Here is a 15738-nt window from a genome sequence, read left to right as displayed (position 1 = left end):
GAGGGGTGATGAGCCCCTCGCCGGCGGAACGGTACGCACTGTCCCGGCAGCAACGTCGGCAGCCGAGACTCCAGGAGTTCGCGGCGGGCCTCTCCTTCGACCTCGACCCGTTCCAGCGGGCCGCGTGCGCGTCCCTCGACGAGGGGCGGAGCGTCCTCGTCGCCGCGCCGACGGGCGCGGGCAAGACCGTGGTGGCCGAGTTCGCGGTCCACCTCGCGATGCACGGCAGCGATGAGAAGGTGTTCTACACGACCCCCATCAAGGCGCTGTCGAACCAGAAGTACCAGGAGTTCGTGCAGGCGTGGGGCTCGCAGAGCGTCGGCCTCTTGACCGGCGACACGAACATCAACCCCGGGGCTCGGATCGTCGTGATGACGACCGAGGTCCTGCGGAACATGCTCTACGCCGATTCGCCGCTCCTCGAACGGCTCTCGTTCGTCGTCATGGACGAGGTGCACTACCTCGCCGACCGGTTCCGCGGCGCGGTATGGGAGGAGGTCATCATCCACCTCCCCGAACACGTCCGGCTCGTCTCGTTGAGCGCGACGGTGTCGAACGCCGAGGAGTTCGGCGACTGGCTGCAGGCCGTTCGCGGTGACACCGACGTCATCGTGTCGGAGCAGCGACCCGTGCCGCTCGAGCAGCACGTGCTGGTCGGCTCGAAGCTCGTCGACCTGTTCGACTCGTCGGGACAGGCGGCGTCCCATCGCGTGAATCCCGAACTGCAGCGGCTCGCCCGCGCAGGCGGCCGATCGATCGGCGGTCGTTCGCAGCGCGGTCGTCGCGGCAGCGATCGCGGCCGCTACCACCGACCCGCGCCCGGCGGGGGTCGTGCGGAGCGCTCCGAGGTCGTCGACCTGTTGAGCGGCAAGCACTTGCTGCCGGCGATCTTCTTCATCTTCTCGCGCGCGGGGTGCGACCAGGCCGTCCGACAGGTGCTGCGCAGCGGCATCCGCCTCACCGACACCGAGGAGCGCGCGGAGATCCGCGAGATCGTCGAAGAGCGCGTGCACCTGCTCCGCGACGACGACCTCGCCGTGCTCGGGTACTGGGAATGGCTCGAGGGCCTGCAGCGCGGCGTGGCCGCGCACCATGCCGGCATGCTTCCGACCTTCAAGGAGATCGTCGAGGACCTCTTCCAGCGGAAGCTGCTCAAGGTCGTCTTCGCGACCGAGACCCTCGCGCTCGGCGTCAACATGCCCGCGCGCTCGGTCGTGCTCGAGAAGCTCGAGAAGTTCAACGGCGAGGCGCGCGTGCCGATCACGCCGGGGGAGTACACGCAGCTCACCGGCCGTGCGGGGCGACGGGGGATCGACGTCGAGGGGCACTCGGTCATCCAGTGGGTCGACGGACTGGACCCCGAGGCCGTCGCCTCGCTCGCGTCCCGGCGGAGCTACCCCCTGAATTCGAGCTTCACGCCGACCTACAACATGGCCGTGAACCTCGTCGACCAGTTCGGTCGCGACCGCACCCGGCAGATCCTCGAACTCTCGTTCGCGCAGTTCCAGGCCGACCGCGCGGTGGTCGACCTCGCCCGCACCCTCCGGAAGCAGGAGGAGTCGATGGCGGGGTTCGAGGAGGCGATGCGCTGCCACCTCGGCGACTTCGCGGAGTACGCCGGCATCCGGCGCCGGATCGGCGACCTCGAGCGGCAGTCGTCGAAGGGGAATCCGACGCACGCCCAGCGCGAACGATTGCAGCGGGACCTCGCCGCCGAACGCAAGCGCCTCCGCGCCCACCCGTGCCACGGGTGCGCCGAGCGCGAGCAGCACGCACGCTGGGCCGAGCGCTGGTGGCGGCTGAAGCGTGACCACGACGACCTCTCGCGGCAGATCCGTTCGCGCACGGGGCAGGTGGCGAAGCGGTTCGACCGCGTCGCCGAGGTGCTCGAGGAGCTGGGCTACCTCGAGCGCGATGGGAGCGGCGGACTGGTCTCGACAGCCGCGGGTCGGACCCTCAAGCGCATCTACGGCGAGCGCGACCTGCTCGTCGCCGAAGCCCTGCGCCGCGGGCTGTGGGACGGCCTCGACGTCCCCTCGGTCGCCGCCATCGCCGCGGCGCTCGTCTACGAGCCGCGTCGCGACGACCGGAGCGTGCAGTACCGACTGCCGAAGGGCGGCTTCCGCGAGGCCTTCGAGCGCACGCTGGACGCGTGGAGCGAACTCGACGACGTCGAGCGCGACCACCGGCTCCCCGGCAGCGAGCAGCCCTCGCCGGCGCTCGCGACGGCGATGCACGCGTGGGCTCGCGGGGCGGGTCTCGCGCAGGTGCTCGCCGACACCGAACTCGCCGCCGGAGACTTCGTGCGGCTCTCCAAGCAGGTGGTCGACCTGCTCGACCAGGTCTCGATCGTGGCGGATGCGGAGCTCGGGGCGACCGCTCGTGCGGCGATCGATGCCGTCCGGCGCGGGGTCGTCGCATACGGAGCGGCGACATGAGCGCGGAACCCGCCGCGACGGCGGCGGAACCTCCCGCCGTCGGCCAGGGTCCGGCGGCCGCCGCCGAAAGCGGGAGCGCGAACTCCGAGGTAGATGCGGTCGCCGCCCCTCGGGGCCCCCGCCCGATCCTGCCGCTCTGGGCCGCGCTCATCGTCTCGGCGCTCGGCGGGTTCGTGTACGACCTCGGCTTCCCCGGCGCGAGCGTCTGGCCCCTCGCGTTCGCCGGGATCGCGATGGCGCTCGTGCCGCTCATCGGCCGATCGCTGCTCGCCTCCTTCCACGTCGGGCTCGCATTCGGGCTCGCGTTCTACCTCTCGCACGTGTCGTGGACGGCGCTGTACCTCGGCCCGATCCCGTGGCTCGCGCTGTCGATCCTCGAGTCGCTCTTCGTGGCCGGCGGCGCGGTGCTCATCACGCTCGCGTACCGGTGGGTCCCGCAGGCCGGTCGCTCCCGCTGGCTGCAGCTCATCGCGCTGCCGGCACTCGTGGCCGGCCTCTGGATCGTGCGCGAGAGCGTCACCGGCACCTTCCCGTACGGCGGGTTCCCCTGGGGTCGCGCGGCACTCAGCCAGTCGGAGAGCCCGTTCGCGCCCGTCGTGTCCTGGATCGGGTCGTCGGGCCTCGGCTTCGTGATGGTCGCGATCACGGCGGCCGCGATCGAGTGGGTGCGGGCGCGCGGATGGCGCGACCTCCGGACCGCGATCCCGGTCTCCGCACTCCTCGTCGTGGCGGTCGCGCTTCCGGCCTTCCCGACCACGTCGGCCGGTGAGCTGCGGGTCGCGAGCGTGCAGGGTGACGGACCCGCCGGGTACTTCGACCGACGCGAGCAGGGGGACGTGCTGCGTTCGCAGCTGGAGGCGACCGAACCGGTACTCGGCGAGGACGTCGACGTGCTGCTCTGGCCCGAAGGCGGGTCCGACATCGACCCCACGCGCAGCCCGTCGGTCGCCCGCATCTTCGACCGCCTGTCGGACGACCTCGATGCCCCCGTCATCCTGAACACGGTGACGGTCGAGGGCGACGAGGGCGAGGAACGCTTCTACAACACCTCGCTCCTCTGGGAGGCCGGCGAGGGCGCCGTCGATCGGTTCGCCAAGCGCAACCCGGTCCCGTTCGGCGAGTACATCCCCGACCGCTGGTTCTACGATTCGATCGTGCCCGAGCTCACCGGTCTCATCCAGCGCGGGTACTCGCCGGGAACCGAGCCGCCCGTGTTCGACCTCGGCGACACCGTCACGGGGCTCGCGATCTGCTTCGACGTGATCTACGACGACCTCATCTGGGAGGGCGCCCGCGACGGCGCCGAGCTCTACATGCTCCAGACGAACAACGCCGACTTCCGGGGCACCGACGAGAACCAGCAGCAGCTCGCGATTGCGCGACTCCGGGCGATCGAGACCGGCCGCTCGGTCGTGAACATCTCGACGGTCGGGACGAGCCAGGTGATCGATCCCTCCGGGCGCACGATCGACGCGCTGCCCGCGTACGAGGCCGGTGCGATGGTGACCGAGGTGGATCTGCGAACCGGGCTCACGCCGTCGGTCGTCCTCGGCGCGGCCGTCCCGCTCGTGCTCGTCCTGGGATCACTCGCCGGGCTCGCCTGGGCTGGCATCGCCGCACAGCGGAACGCCCGGCGCCGGACGGGGTCCGGGGCCGGGCGTGAGCCTGCGCTGGAGGGCTAGGCGCCGATCTTCTGCTGACCTCGTCGGGCCCGCAGGTACTGCAGACGCTCCTCGAGGATCTCCTCGAGCTCGGCGCGCGTGCGGCGCTCGAGCAGCATGTCCCAGTGGGTGCGGGCGACCTTCTCGCCGGAACGGTCGATCTCGACGGGCTTGGAGTCGACGAGGAGCACGGCGGAGTTGCCGCAGTGACGGCACTCCCAGGTCTCCGGAAGCTCGGCCTCGGTCGAGAAGGTCATCACGGTGTCACGACCGCACGTCTCGCAGCGGTACGTGTAGTCGGCGCGGTCGGCGAAGATGACGCCGTCCTCGCTCTGCAGGCTCTGGGCGCCGATACGCATGCCTCGAAGGCTCCGGTCCGCCATGGCGTACTCCTCTCGATCGTCAATCAGGTATAGACGATCAAGCTGGGCATCTTCTTCCCGCCGCCTGAGGTTTTGCCGGGGAACTCTCAGATTTCCGAGACGATGCGCAGCGCGAGGTCGACGCGATCGGTCACGAGCCCATCGACGCCGAGGGCGAGCAGACGCCGCATCTCCGCCTCGTCGTTCACCGTCCAGACGTGCACTTCGAGTCCTGCGGAGTGCGCCGTCTCCAGGAGCGCGGGGGAGAGGATGCGCAGCCGGCCGACCCGCTCGGGTATCTGGAGGGCGCGGGCGCCGGCGACCGCGCGACGCATCGCGCCTGCGCTGCGAGTGCGGGATGCCGCGACGGCGCGCAGCACCGAGGTCCGACCGGCCGACGTGACCGAGCCGGGTACCGCGGCGGCGAGCCGGCGTCGCCGCGCGTCGGCGAAGGCGGTGAGCAGGACCCGGTCGGCGGCGGCGGCTCGACGGACCGCCTCGATGGTCGGCGCGACCGCGGCATCCGTCTTCACGTCGATGTTGAGGCGCGCCTCGGGGAACGCGTGGAGCAGTTCGTCGAGCGTGCCGAAGCCGTGGCCTCCGCCGAGGTCGACGGCGCGGAGCTCCTCCAGCGTGAGTTCGGACACGGCGTCGGCTCGCCCCGCGACGCGTCGCAGCGTCGGGTCGTGCGCGAGCACGGCCGCACCCTCGGCGCTCGGATGGATGTCGGTCTCGAGGTACTGCGCTCCCGCCCGCACGGCGGCCTCGAATGCCGCCAGCGTGTTCTCGGGCACCGTGAGCGCGAGCCCGCGGTGTGCGAGGACGCGGGGAGCGGATGGCTCGAACCAGCCGCCGTCCACCCGGGCAGCCGGGTTCAGCCCGGGGACCCGGGCCGCGCCGGCCCGCCCGACGCGGTCGAGCCGGTCGCACCGTCGCCGGAGCCGTTCGGCGTGAACGCGCGCCCGATGCCCTTCAGGGCTTCGGTGAGCTCACTCGGCACGATCCAGAGCTTGTTCGACGCGCCCTCGGCGAGCTGCGGGAGCATCTGCAGGTACTGGTAGCCGAGCAGCTTCGGGTCGGGGTCGCCCTTGTGGATGGCGTCGAAGACCGTGAGGATCGCCTCGGCCTCGCCCTGCGCTCGGAGGACGGCGGCCTTGGCGTCACCCTCCGCCTTGAGGATGGCGGCCTGCCGGGAGCCCTCGGCCTCGAGGATGGCCGACTGCTTCGTGCCCTCGGCAGTGAGGATGGCGGCGCGGCGGTCCCGTTCGGCGCGCATCTGCTTCTCCATCGAGTCCTGGATGGAGAGGGGCGGGTCGATCGCCTTGAGCTCGACCCGGGAGACCCGGATGCCCCACTTGCCCGTGGCCTCGTCGAGCACGATGCGGAGCTGCCCGTTGATGTTGTCGCGGCTGGTGAGCGCCTCCTCGAGGTTCAGCCCGCCGACGACGTTTCGGAGCGTGGTCGTGGTCAGCTGCTCGACCGCGCCGAGGTAGTTGTTGATCTCGTAGGTCGCTGCGCGCGCGTCGGTGACCTGGAAGTAGACGACCGTGTCGATCGAGACCACCAGGTTGTCTTCCGTGATGACGGGCTGCGGCGGGAACGAGACGACCTGCTCGCGCATGTCGACCAGCGGGAGCAGGCGGTCGATGAACGGGATGAGGATGTTCAGGCCGGGCGTGAGGGTCTTGTGGTACCGCCCCAGTCGCTCGACGACGCCCGCGTACGCCTGCGGGATGATCCGGATCGACTTCGCGATCACCACGATCGCGAAGATCGCGATCGCGACGACGACGATCAGGGCGATGATGGGTCCGACGTCGTTCACGCCTGGGTGCTCCTCTCCATCGGGACGACGACCGCCGTCGCCCCGTCGATGCCGGTGACGAGCACGTTCTCGCCCACGGCGACATCCGCCTGCTCGGTCACCGGCGAGAGCCGTGCCGTCCAGACGTCACCGTTCTGCAGCCGGACCTGGCCCCCGGCCGGCCCGACCGTCCGGACCACCGTGCCGGCGGCTCCGATCAATGCGTCGACGTTGCTGCGGGCGGGATCGGCTCCACGCCGGAGCATCCGGAGCAGCGAGGGTCGCAGCGTCAGGATCAGCAGGACGGCGACGACGGCCGCGACGATGAACTGCGCCCACCAGGGGATGCCCGTCAGCCCGGAGAGCAGCCCCGCCACGCTCCCGAGGGCGAGCATGAGGAAGGTCATCTCGAGGGTGAACACCTCGATGGTGGCGAACACGAGGATCAGGACGAGCCAGGCGATCCACGCGTATTGGGTCAGAACATCCAAGTTGGTCTCCTTCGGGCCCCCGCTTGTCAACCTAGCAGCGCATGGGGCGCCGGTGGGGGAGTTGGTAGTCTCGGTGCGGCGCGCAGCGCGCGCCCGCGACATCCGCACCACTCGAGGAGCCCAAACGTGACCAACCCGCTCGCCCCCGGATCGCTCGACGGCCGCGTCGCCCTCGTCACGGGATCGTCCCGCGGCATCGGCGCGGACACCGCCCGCTACCTCGCCGAGGCCGGCGCGGCGGTCGTCGTCAACTACCGCAGCAAGGCCCCTCGCGCGGAGAAGGTCGTGAACGAGATCGTCGCGGTTGGGGGCCGGGCGATCGCCGTCGGCGCCGACCTGACGGATGCCGCGTCCGTGCGGGCGATGTTCGAGCGCGCCGTCTCGGAGCTCGGCCCCGTCGACCTCCTCGTGCTCAACGCCTCCGGCGGCATGGAGTCCGGCATGGGCGAGGACTACGCCATGCGGCTCAATCGCGACGCACAGGTCAACGTGGTCGACAACGCCCTCCCGCACCTCGCCGACGGCGCGCGCATCGTGTTCGTCACGAGCCACCAGGCGCACTTCATCCGCACGACGCCGACCATGCCCGAGTACGAGCCCGTCGCGCTCTCCAAGCGCGCCGGCGAGGACGCGCTCCGGGCGAAGCTGCCGGAGTTCGACGCGAAGGGCGTCGAGTTCGTCGTCGTGTCGGGCGACATGATCGAGGGCACCATCACCGCCACGCTGCTCGAGCGGGCCAACCCCGGCGCGATCGCCGCCCGCAAGGAGGACGCGGGCAAGCTCTACAACGTCGCCGAGTTCGCGGCCGAGGTGGCGTCGGCCGCGGTCGATCCCGTTCCGGCCGACCACACCCGCTACGTGGGGGATGTCTCGGGCTTCGCACCCGCGAGCTGATCCGCCGACGCGCCGCCCAGAGGCGGACGCATGCGACGAGGGCGGGACCGGTCCGGCCGGTCCCGCCCTCGCGGCGTCTCGTGGGTCTCAGTGCGTCATGACGAGAGCTGCATGCCGCGGCCGAAGGTGAACGCGCGGACGATCTGGACGATGCCGAGCACGATGAGCGCGACGCCCGTCACCCAGAAGAGGATGGCGACGCCCCAGAGCGGCGAGAACAGCAGCACGATGCCCGCGATGATGCTGAGCAGGCCGAAGAAGATGCTCCAGCCCCGTGACGAGGAGTTGCCGGACTGGGCGAGCGCGACCACGCCCTCGACGATCCAGAGGATGCCGACGAGGATGCCGAGGAAGATGCCGATCACGACGGCGCTCTCGGTCGGGTTCGAGAACATGACGATCGCGCCGATCAGGAACAGCACGCCGAGGATGATGTCGAGCGCCCTCGCGCCGCCGGAGATCGACCTCGAGAAGATGCCGATGCCGACGTAGGCGAGTCCCGCGATGAGGAAGTAGATCGCGAGCATCACCGTCAGCACGACGGCCGACCGCTCCGGCCAGAACGTGATGAAGACGCCGATGATCAGGGCGATGACCCCCGTCACGCCGAGCGCGATGCGGATCGAGTTGACCGCCGACTTCGTGAGTTCGGCCGAATCGAAGGCGAACGCCGCGAACATGCTGTTGGACTGCGGGGAGGACATTGCGACTCCTTCCGGCGCACCCGGAGTGGCGCGCTCGGGTTCAGCGTATTCCCAGCGATGAGCCGACCGCGGGAGCCGTTGGTCCCGCCCTCCCGGCGTGTCGCGATGTACTCGGATCGTTGACGTTCGCATCTCCGGCCTGCGAACATCGGTCGCACGACCCGACCCCGGGGTGGCACGTTCGCAGCAGACGACCCGACCCCGCCGCGTCCTTGGAGGTGAGTCGGGTGTCGCGAACGATGATGGTGATGATCGGTCTCATCGCCCTCGGCCTCGTGGCGAGCGGGTGCACCGCTGATTCCGACGTCGAGGCGGAGCGCCCGTCCGCCACGACCTCCGACGGCGGAGGGGCCGAGTCCTCGCCGCCACCCGCGATCGACGTCTCGGCGTTCCGCGCCGAGCTCGAGGCGAGCTTCGGGGGCTCGGGGAACGAGAGTTCGTGGTACTCCCACATCATCGGCATGGAGGCGACCGGGAGCAGGCTCGACATCGCGACCGACCTCGACCCGGAGAGCGGCATCCCGACGGCCATGCAGCTGTGCGGGTCGGTCATGGGATTCGCGCTCGCCTCGCACGCCGGCGAAGGGATCGAGTCCGTCGCAGTTTCCGGCTCCGGTGGCACGCCCATCGGAGGTTGCGCCTGACCCCGGCGCGGTGACCGCGACCGCCGTGGATCAGTGGTTCCGCGCCGCGATCCAGTCGTCGATCCGCTCCCATTCGCCCATCAGCCAATCGGTTCGAGCATCGTGGTCGTCGGGGATCTCGTCACGCGGGACGTTCCAGACCTGCATGGTGATGGTCTTGTCGGTCGGCAGTTCGCGCCACACGTCGCCGATGGTCCGGATCCGGTCCAGGCCGGTGTGCGCGACGAGGAACACGTCGGCGTGGGGGGCCGCATCAAGTGCCGCGAACAGGCCGGCGGGTCGCGGTGCCATGACGTTCATGAGGTGGGCGGCGCGTGCCGCAGCGGCGTCGAGACCGGCGGCGCGGAGCCGGGCGATCGCCCTGGCCCTGCGCTCCGGGGTGAAGTTGCCGCCCTCGGGGAAGATCACGAGGGCGTCGCGTGCGCGCATGTCATCGGCGAGCTCGGCGATGCGCTCGGTGAGCGGCACGGCGGGTGCGGCGCGCACCGTCCGTCGGCGGGCGCCGCGGCCGACCTCGCCGGCGACGGGCGGCGGGGCGATGAACCGATTGGGCAGTCGATTGAGGACGATGTCGACGGCCGGGTCCCATTGCATGGTGTCCTTCAGCACGATCCGCGGCGAACGGTCGAACCAGTTGAGCACGGCGTGGATGAGGATGAACGAGTCGCCCGGGCCGGCGTGCCGGCTCGCGATGACGCGCGGCTCGTCGTCGTCGTGGAACCCCTCCGGCACGCGCACGTCGATGTCCAGCCGCAGCACCCAGTGCGCGTTCCAGAACAGGAACCCGAGCATCCGCGCGACGAACCGGTAGTGCACGCGCTGGAACCCGTGCGAGTGGATCCGCCAGCCGAACCCGGAGGCGACCCACAGGACGAACAGCGCGACGATGGCCGCGGCATCCCACAGCAGATACACGGCGACCATGACGAGCAGCCGCGGCGTCCGCAGCCGCGGTTCCACCAGGATCGAAACGATCAGCGCGACGGAGAGCCACGCGGGCAGCAGCGCGACGACGACGAGCGCGAGCGCGACCACGACCGGCGCGAGGACGCCGCGGCGCACCCACTTCGGCGGCAGCCGCATCAGTCCGCGGCCCGATCTTCCGGCTCGCCGCCGGGTTCGTCCTCGCGATCGAGGTAGGCGGATGCCGCGCCGTAGGCGGTCGTCATCCGACGGCGGAGCGACGCGGGGGAGAGGTTCCGCGTGACGCGGTTCTCCTTCGGCGAGGCCGTCCCGGTCGGGAGCACGTGCATCCGGGTACCCGCCGCGAGGGCGGCGCTGTCGCGAGCGAAGCGATGCCGCCGGGAGATCTCGAACGCGACGCGCGCGTTCTCGAACTGGTTCCGGGGCGGCGTGAGGGCGTGCTCGATCCGGCCGACCTGCATGACGTAGATGTCGGTCGCGCCGGCATCGGCGGCCTGGCCGACCGGGATCGAGTTCACGATCCCGCCGTCGACGAAGTGCTCGTCGCCGATCCGGACCGCCGGGAACAGGCCGGGCAGCGCCGCCGAGGCCAGCACGGCCGGCACGAGCGGGCCCGAGGTGAACCAGTGTTCGGCCGCCCGCTCGACACTCGCCGCGCAGCACCTGAACTCGATCTCGAGGTCCTCGAACGCGCCGGCGCCCGCGAGCCCGTGCCCGAGCATCCGCCGGAGCGGCTCGGTCGACATGACGTGGGCGCGACCGGGGCGCAGGCCCATCCCGGTCGTGATCGCACGAGCGTCCTTCGAGGTCCACGCCTCCTCGAGGCGTTCGAGGCTGCGATCCACGCCGGCGGCGATGATCGCGCCGTTGATCGCGCCGATCGACGTTCCGACGACGAGGTCTGGGCGGATGCCGCGTTCGAGCACCGCCCGGAGCATCCCGACCTGCACGGCCCCCAGCACGCCGCCGCCGCCGAGGACGAACGCCACCTTCCCGGAGACCATGGCGCCATTCTGGCACCGCGCGACGCGGCAGCACGGAACGAAGGGCCCGCCCTCCGGATCGGTCGCTGGACTTCCCGCCCGCGAGGTGGGAGCATCGCGCTCGTGGGCAGCCGAACCATCGGCCCGGACGGGCTGCGCGACCTCGCGGTCCTCCGGCGCGTGCGCGATCGCATCGACCGCGAGTACGCGCAACCGCTCGACGTCGAGGCGCTCGCGCGCGGGGCGAACATGTCGTCGGGCCACCTCAGCCGGCAGTTCCGCGCCGCGTTCGGCGAGTCGCCGTACTCGTACCTCATGACCCGTCGCATCGAACGAGCGATGGCGCTGCTGCGACGGGGCGACCTCAGCGTCACCGAGGTCTGCTTCGAGGTCGGCTCCACCTCGCTCGGCACCTTCAGCACCCGCTTCGCCGAGCTCGTCGGCGTGCCGCCCAGCGTCTACCGCGATCGGTACGCGGGCGCGACGCTCGGCATGCTCCCGTGCGTGGCGAAGCAGGTGACCAAGCCGATCAGGAATCGAGAAGCGACCGTCGGCGGCGGTGGCTAGCGTGGCCCCATGAGCCTGACCATCCACTCCAGCTTCCTCCCGCACCTCGACCCGGAGGCCTCGCTCGCCTTCTATCGCGACGTCCTCGGCTTCGAGGTCCGCAACGACGTCGGCTACGAGGGCATGCGCTGGATCACGGTCGGCCCCGCCGACCAGCCCGACACGGCGATCGTGCTGCACCCGCCCGGGGTCGGCCCGGGCATGACCGACGACGATCGGAACGCCCTCCTCGAGATCATCGCCAAGGGCAGCTACTTCGGCGTGAACCTCGCGTCGACCGAACTCGACGCGACCTTCGCGCGGCTCGAGGCGGCGGGCGCCGAGGTGGTCCAGGAGCCGGTCGACCAGCCGTACGGGCTGCGCGACTGCGCGTTCCGCGACCCCGCAGGCAACATGATCCGGATCCAGCAGGTCGCGTGACCCGTCGGCCGGTCTCGCGGCGCCTCCGGGCGTTCGCGATGCCGCGGTGATTGGATCGGACCCGACCCCGATGGAGGCACGATGACCACGACCCCGAACGTCGACCCCGGAGCATCCGCCCGGCCGCCGGCCGACTCGCACGACCGGATCCGGGTGCAGGGCGCACGCGAGAACAACCTGAAGGATGTCTCGGTCGAGCTGCCGAAACGGCGACTCACCGTGTTCACCGGAGTGTCCGGCTCCGGCAAGAGCTCGCTGGTGTTCGACACGATCGCCGCCGAGTCGCGGCGCCTCATCGACGAGACGTACAGCGCGTTCGTTCAGGGATTCATGCCGTCGGTGCCGCGCCCCGATGTCGACGTGCTCGACGGACTCACGACCGCGATCATCGTCGACCAGGAGCGGCTCGGTGCGAACCCGCGCTCCACGGTCGGCACCGTGACCGACGCGAACGCGATGCTGCGGATCCTGTTCAGCAGGCTGGGCGAGCCGCACATCGGCGGGCCGACCGCGTTCTCGTTCAACATCCCGACGCAGAAGGCCAGCGGGGTCATGACGTCGGCGACCGGCGAGAAGACGATCGTGCGCGACGTCGTCTACCTCGGCGGCATGTGTCCGCGCTGCGAGGGTCGCGGCTCCGTGTCCGACATCGACCTCTCGCAGGTGATCGACGAGACCAAGTCGCTGAACGGGGGCGCCATCATGGTCCCCGGGTACACGGCCGACGGGTGGATGGTGCGCGGGTTCGCCGAGTCCGGGTTCTACGACCCCGACACGCCGATCGCCGAGTTCACGGAGAAGGAACGCCACGCGCTGCTCTACAGCGAGCAGAAGAAGGTCCGGATCCAGAACATCAATATGACCTACGAGGGGCTGATCCCCAAGATCACGAAGTCGATGCTCTCGAAGGACCTCGATGCGCTCCAGCCGCACATCCGGGCCTTCGTCGAGCGCGTGGCGACCTTCGCCCGCTGCCCCGAGTGCGACGGCACCCGATTGACCGAGGCGGCCCGGTCGTCGACGATCGACGGGGTCAGCATCGCCGACGCGTGCCGGATGCAGGTCACCGACCTCGCCGCCTGGATCCGGAGTCTCGACCGTCCCGACGCCGGCCCGCTGCTGGAGGCCCTCGGCGCGAACCTCGACGCCTTCGTCACGCTCGGGCTCGGCTACCTCAGCCTCGAGCGGCCGTCGGGCACGCTCTCGGGCGGCGAGGCGCAGCGCATCAAGATGCTGCGTCACCTCGGTTCGTCGCTGACGGATGTCACCTACGTCTTCGACGAACCGACCATCGGGCTGCACCCGCACGACATCCAGCGCATGAACACGCTCCTGCTGCAACTCCGCGACAAGGGCAACACCGTGCTCGTCGTGGAGCACAAGCCGGAGACGATCGCCATCGCCGACCACGTCGTCGACCTCGGCCCGGGTGCGGGCCGCGACGGCGGCGAGATCGGCTTCGAGGGTTCGGTCGACGAGCTCAAGGCGAGCGACACGATCACGGGGCGGCACCTCGAGGACCGGGCGTCGATCAAGCCCGAGGTGCGTCGCGGTTCCGGCGCCATCGAGGTGCGCGGCGCCGACGAGAACAACCTCGTCGACGTCGACGTCGACATCCCGCTCGGCGTGCTCACGGTCGTCACCGGGGTCGCGGGCTCGGGGAAGAGTTCGCTCATCCACGGGTCCGTCTCGCAGCGCGAGGGCATCGTCTCGATCGACCAGGGCGCGATCAAGGGTTCGCGACGCAGCAGCCCGGCGACCTACACCGGCCTCCTCGAGCCGATCCGCAAGGCCTTCGCGAAGGCGAACGGCGTGAAGCCGGCGTTCTTCAGCGCGAACTCCGAGGGCGCGTGCCCGACGTGCAAGGGGGCGGGCGTCATCGTCACCGAGCTCGGGTTCATGGACTCGATCGAGACGCCCTGCGAGGACTGCGGGGGCAAGCGCTTCCAGGCCGGCGTGCTCCAGTACACGCTCGGCGGGCTCGACATCACCGAGGTGCTCGACCTGCCGGTCGCGAAGGCGCGCGAGTTCTTCTCCGCAGGCGAGGCGAAGATCCCGGCCGCGGCCGCGATCCTGGGCCGTCTCGAAGACGTCGGGCTCGGCTACCTGAGCCTCGGGCAGCCGTTGTCGACCCTGTCGGGCGGGGAGCGCCAGCGCGTGAAGCTCGCGATCGCGATGGGGGAGACGGGTGACGTCTACGTGCTCGACGAGCCGACGACCGGCCTCCACCTCGCCGACGTCGACAACCTGCTGCGGTTGCTCGACGGTCTCGTCGACGCCGGCAAGACCGTGATCGTCATCGAGCACCACCAGGCGGTCATGGCCCACGCCGACTGGATCATCGACCTCGGGCCGGGCGCCGGGCACGACGGCGGGCGCATCGTGTTCGAGGGAACACCCGCCGACCTCGTCGCGAGCCGCGCGACGCTCACGGGGGAGCACCTCGCGGAGTACGTCGGCACCTGATACCCCCACCCGTATTCCGGTCCCGAGGAGGCCGACATGTGCCTGCATTCGGCGTACGAAGCAGGGGGAGTGGTCTACGCCCGCGACCTCGCGACCGAAGTGCCCTCCGTTGGACCGACAGCATCGACCGAACCCGCGTCGACCGAACCGAAGGGAAGAGACCATGGCTGAGACGAAGCGCACGGCGGCACGCGACGAGGAGCCGGAGGGCTTCACCGATGAGGAACGCGCGGCGATGAAGGAACGTGCCAGGGAGGTGCGCGGCGGCAGGAAGAAGGACGGCACGGCCGACCTGCTCGAGAAGATCGCCGAGTTGGAGGGTGCCGATCGAGCGATGGCCGAACGGCTCCACGAGCTCATCACCGAACATGCACCGACGCTGGCGCCGCGCACGTACTACGGCATGCCCGCCTGGGCGAAGGACGGCAAGGTGCTGTGCTTCTTCCAGCCCGCGCTGAAGTTCAAGACGCGCTATGCGACATTCGGCTTCCAAGACAACGCGGCGCTCGACGATGGCGAGCTCTGGCCGACCTCCTACGCGCTCACCGAGCTGACTCCGGCGGGGGAGCAGCGCATCATCGAGCTCGTGACCCGCGCGATCGGCTGAGCTGATTCTCCGATGGCGGTCGCGGCCCATCGGAGGATCTTCTCCACATTTCGCGACTCACGGCCGATGCGGGCCCGATCTCGCCGATGGGGTTCGAGCCATGGTGGTTGCGACGTCGGGTCGGTGGATGGGAATCCTCGTCGTCGCCTGTCGGACGTGACGCTCAACCTGTCACGCGAATCCCGCGGCTTGCGCGGCTGACCGAGGCCCCGCCGAGCGCCCCGGATTCGGGCGCTCGGCGGGTTTCGTGTGACTCCTGAGCCGCGCGCCGATAATGCACATTATGTCCGAATGAAGTGCTGCGGACCAACATCGTGAATCGGCTTCACGATGTGGTGTCCTCACCGTGTCGACTCGCGCCTCCAGAGTGGTCGCCGACGGCGACCACTCCCCTTGTGTGCAGGACGAATCAGGCGCGTTCGTGGCGCCTGAGCTTCTCCACGCGTTCCTCGCTGGCCGGCATGCCGAACTCGTTCAGCGGCCCGCTTGCGGCGGGTTCCGGCAGGCGGACATCGGTCGGGCATTCGAGCAGGACGTTCGGCGTCGATTCGTCGATGCGGTGCTCGAACATCGGGTGTCCGCAGAGCGGACACGGCTTCTCCCCCGACTGACTGCGGTCGTCGGGCTCCTCCGGGGCCATCCGCGGCGACTCGAACGCTGGGGTCATGACCCGATCCACCCGGTCGAAGAACCTGGTGAACGCGTTCCCGTCGCCGTGGCCCGCCTCTTCGCGTGCCATGGCGCCGATGGTACTCCCGGCGTCGCGTTCCGTG

The 15738-nt window shown here is 70.3% G+C and carries 16 protein-coding genes; 8 read left to right on the top strand and 8 right to left on the bottom strand.

Features of this window, described 5'->3' with window-relative positions; translation table 11 throughout:
- Window positions 1–8: 8 nt before the first annotated feature.
- Window positions 9–2438: a DEAD/DEAH box helicase gene (locus ACSJD1_RS14550; protein ID WP_438856046.1), complete on the top strand. Its 2430-nt coding sequence runs from the start codon at window positions 9–11 to the stop codon at window positions 2436–2438.
- Window positions 2435–4120, top strand: coding sequence for an apolipoprotein N-acyltransferase (lnt, locus tag ACSJD1_RS14545; RefSeq protein WP_438855992.1), 1686 nt, complete (start codon window positions 2435–2437; stop codon window positions 4118–4120). The genes ACSJD1_RS14550 and lnt overlap by 4 nt, the downstream gene beginning before the upstream one ends.
- Here lnt and ACSJD1_RS14540 read toward each other — a convergent pair.
- From ACSJD1_RS14540 to ACSJD1_RS14525, 4 genes are all read right to left on the bottom strand, one after another.
- The gene (locus tag ACSJD1_RS14540; protein WP_438855991.1) at window positions 4117–4482 is read right to left on the bottom strand and encodes an RNA polymerase-binding protein RbpA; all 366 of its coding nucleotides are present in this window, start codon (window positions 4480–4482) and stop codon (window positions 4117–4119) included. The genes lnt and ACSJD1_RS14540 overlap by 4 nt on opposite strands.
- Window positions 4483–4568: 86 nt before the next feature.
- Window positions 4569–5321: a glycerophosphodiester phosphodiesterase family protein gene (locus ACSJD1_RS14535; protein ID WP_438855990.1), complete on the bottom strand. Its 753-nt coding sequence runs from the start codon at window positions 5319–5321 to the stop codon at window positions 4569–4571.
- A 14-nt stretch (window positions 5322–5335) separates the two neighbouring features.
- Complete coding sequence (locus ACSJD1_RS14530; RefSeq protein WP_438855989.1) at window positions 5336–6286, bottom strand: SPFH domain-containing protein; 951 nt, start codon at window positions 6284–6286, stop codon at window positions 5336–5338.
- Window positions 6283–6756: an NfeD family protein gene (locus ACSJD1_RS14525; protein ID WP_230386245.1), complete on the bottom strand. Its 474-nt coding sequence runs from the start codon at window positions 6754–6756 to the stop codon at window positions 6283–6285. Before ACSJD1_RS14525 ends, ACSJD1_RS14530 begins: the two co-directional genes overlap by 4 nt.
- 126 nt (window positions 6757–6882) lie before the next feature.
- Here ACSJD1_RS14525 and ACSJD1_RS14520 point away from each other — a divergent pair, with 126 nt between their 5' ends.
- Window positions 6883–7650, top strand: coding sequence for an SDR family oxidoreductase (locus tag ACSJD1_RS14520; RefSeq protein WP_438855988.1), 768 nt, complete (start codon window positions 6883–6885; stop codon window positions 7648–7650).
- Between the two features lie 95 nt (window positions 7651–7745).
- Here ACSJD1_RS14520 and ACSJD1_RS14515 read toward each other — a convergent pair whose 3' ends face one another.
- Window positions 7746–8354: an HdeD family acid-resistance protein gene (locus ACSJD1_RS14515; protein WP_438855987.1), complete on the bottom strand. Its 609-nt coding sequence runs from the start codon at window positions 8352–8354 to the stop codon at window positions 7746–7748.
- Window positions 8355–8602: 248 nt separating this feature from the next.
- On the opposite strand from ACSJD1_RS14515, the gene ACSJD1_RS14510 reads away from it, so the two are divergent.
- Window positions 8603–8998: a hypothetical protein gene (locus ACSJD1_RS14510; protein ID WP_438855986.1), complete on the top strand. Its 396-nt coding sequence runs from the start codon at window positions 8603–8605 to the stop codon at window positions 8996–8998.
- Window positions 8999–9028: 30 nt separating this feature from the next.
- On the opposite strand, the gene ACSJD1_RS14505 is transcribed toward ACSJD1_RS14510, so the two are convergent.
- Window positions 9029–10081: a 1-acyl-sn-glycerol-3-phosphate acyltransferase gene (locus ACSJD1_RS14505; protein WP_438855985.1), complete on the bottom strand. Its 1053-nt coding sequence runs from the start codon at window positions 10079–10081 to the stop codon at window positions 9029–9031.
- A complete protein-coding gene (locus ACSJD1_RS14500; RefSeq protein WP_438855984.1) occupies window positions 10081–10926 on the bottom strand; it encodes a patatin-like phospholipase family protein in 846 nt (281 codons plus the stop codon). The genes ACSJD1_RS14505 and ACSJD1_RS14500 overlap by 1 nt, the downstream gene beginning before the upstream one ends.
- Window positions 10927–11028: 102 nt before the next feature.
- Here ACSJD1_RS14500 and ACSJD1_RS14495 point away from each other — a divergent pair, with 102 nt between their 5' ends.
- The 4 genes from ACSJD1_RS14495 (at window position 11029) to ACSJD1_RS14480 (ending at window position 14965) form a co-directional block, all read left to right on the top strand.
- Window positions 11029–11472 carry a helix-turn-helix transcriptional regulator gene (locus ACSJD1_RS14495; RefSeq protein WP_438855983.1) on the top strand — a complete coding sequence of 148 codons (444 nt, stop codon included), beginning with the start codon at window positions 11029–11031 and terminating at the stop codon, window positions 11470–11472.
- Window positions 11473–11481: 9 nt separating this feature from the next.
- Window positions 11482–11892 carry a VOC family protein gene (locus tag ACSJD1_RS14490; RefSeq protein WP_438855982.1) on the top strand — a complete coding sequence of 137 codons (411 nt, stop codon included), beginning with the start codon at window positions 11482–11484 and terminating at the stop codon, window positions 11890–11892.
- Window positions 11893–11973: 81 nt separating this feature from the next.
- Window positions 11974–14358, top strand: a complete 2385-nt coding sequence (locus ACSJD1_RS14485) for an ATP-binding cassette domain-containing protein (RefSeq protein WP_438855981.1) — start codon at window positions 11974–11976, stop codon at window positions 14356–14358.
- A gap of 163 nt (window positions 14359–14521) precedes the next feature.
- Window positions 14522–14965 carry an iron chaperone gene (locus ACSJD1_RS14480; RefSeq protein ID WP_438855980.1) on the top strand — a complete coding sequence of 148 codons (444 nt, stop codon included), beginning with the start codon at window positions 14522–14524 and terminating at the stop codon, window positions 14963–14965.
- Window positions 14966–15374: 409 nt separating this feature from the next.
- On the opposite strand, the gene ACSJD1_RS14475 is transcribed toward ACSJD1_RS14480, so the two are convergent.
- On the bottom strand, window positions 15375–15704 hold the full coding sequence (locus ACSJD1_RS14475; RefSeq protein WP_438855979.1) for a hypothetical protein: 330 nt from the start codon (window positions 15702–15704) through the stop codon (window positions 15375–15377).
- Window positions 15705–15738: the final 34 nt, after the last annotated feature.

It is taken from the genome of Agromyces excoecariae (assembly GCF_051715505.1).
Taxonomy (GTDB): Bacteria; Actinomycetota; Actinomycetes; order Actinomycetales; family Microbacteriaceae; genus Agromyces.
Note: the sequence above shows the minus strand (reverse complement) of the source record. Positions and strands in the feature narration are given on the sequence as shown.

Bases quoted from the DNA above. Each gene is read 5' to 3' on its own strand.
- ACSJD1_RS14490 (WP_438855982.1), top strand. From the start codon at position 11,482: ATGAGCCTGACCATCCACTCCAGCTTCCTCCCGCACCTCGACCCGGAG.
- ACSJD1_RS14550 (WP_438856046.1), top strand. From the start codon at position 9: ATGAGCCCCTCGCCGGCGGAACGGTACGCACTGTCCCGGCAGCAACGT.
- ACSJD1_RS14540 (WP_438855991.1), bottom strand. From the start codon at position 4,482: ATGGCGGACCGGAGCCTTCGAGGCATGCGTATCGGCGCCCAGAGCCTG.
- ACSJD1_RS14480 (WP_438855980.1), top strand. From the start codon at position 14,522: ATGGCTGAGACGAAGCGCACGGCGGCACGCGACGAGGAGCCGGAGGGC.
- ACSJD1_RS14510 (WP_438855986.1), top strand. From the start codon at position 8,603: ATGATCGGTCTCATCGCCCTCGGCCTCGTGGCGAGCGGGTGCACCGCT.
- ACSJD1_RS14475 (WP_438855979.1), bottom strand. From the start codon at position 15,704: ATGGCACGCGAAGAGGCGGGCCACGGCGACGGGAACGCGTTCACCAGG.
- ACSJD1_RS14500 (WP_438855984.1), bottom strand. From the start codon at position 10,926: ATGGTCTCCGGGAAGGTGGCGTTCGTCCTCGGCGGCGGCGGCGTGCTG.
- ACSJD1_RS14505 (WP_438855985.1), bottom strand. From the start codon at position 10,081: ATGCGGCTGCCGCCGAAGTGGGTGCGCCGCGGCGTCCTCGCGCCGGTC.
- ACSJD1_RS14485 (WP_438855981.1), top strand. From the start codon at position 11,974: ATGACCACGACCCCGAACGTCGACCCCGGAGCATCCGCCCGGCCGCCG.
- ACSJD1_RS14515 (WP_438855987.1), bottom strand. From the start codon at position 8,354: ATGTCCTCCCCGCAGTCCAACAGCATGTTCGCGGCGTTCGCCTTCGAT.
- lnt (WP_438855992.1), top strand. From the start codon at position 2,435: ATGAGCGCGGAACCCGCCGCGACGGCGGCGGAACCTCCCGCCGTCGGC.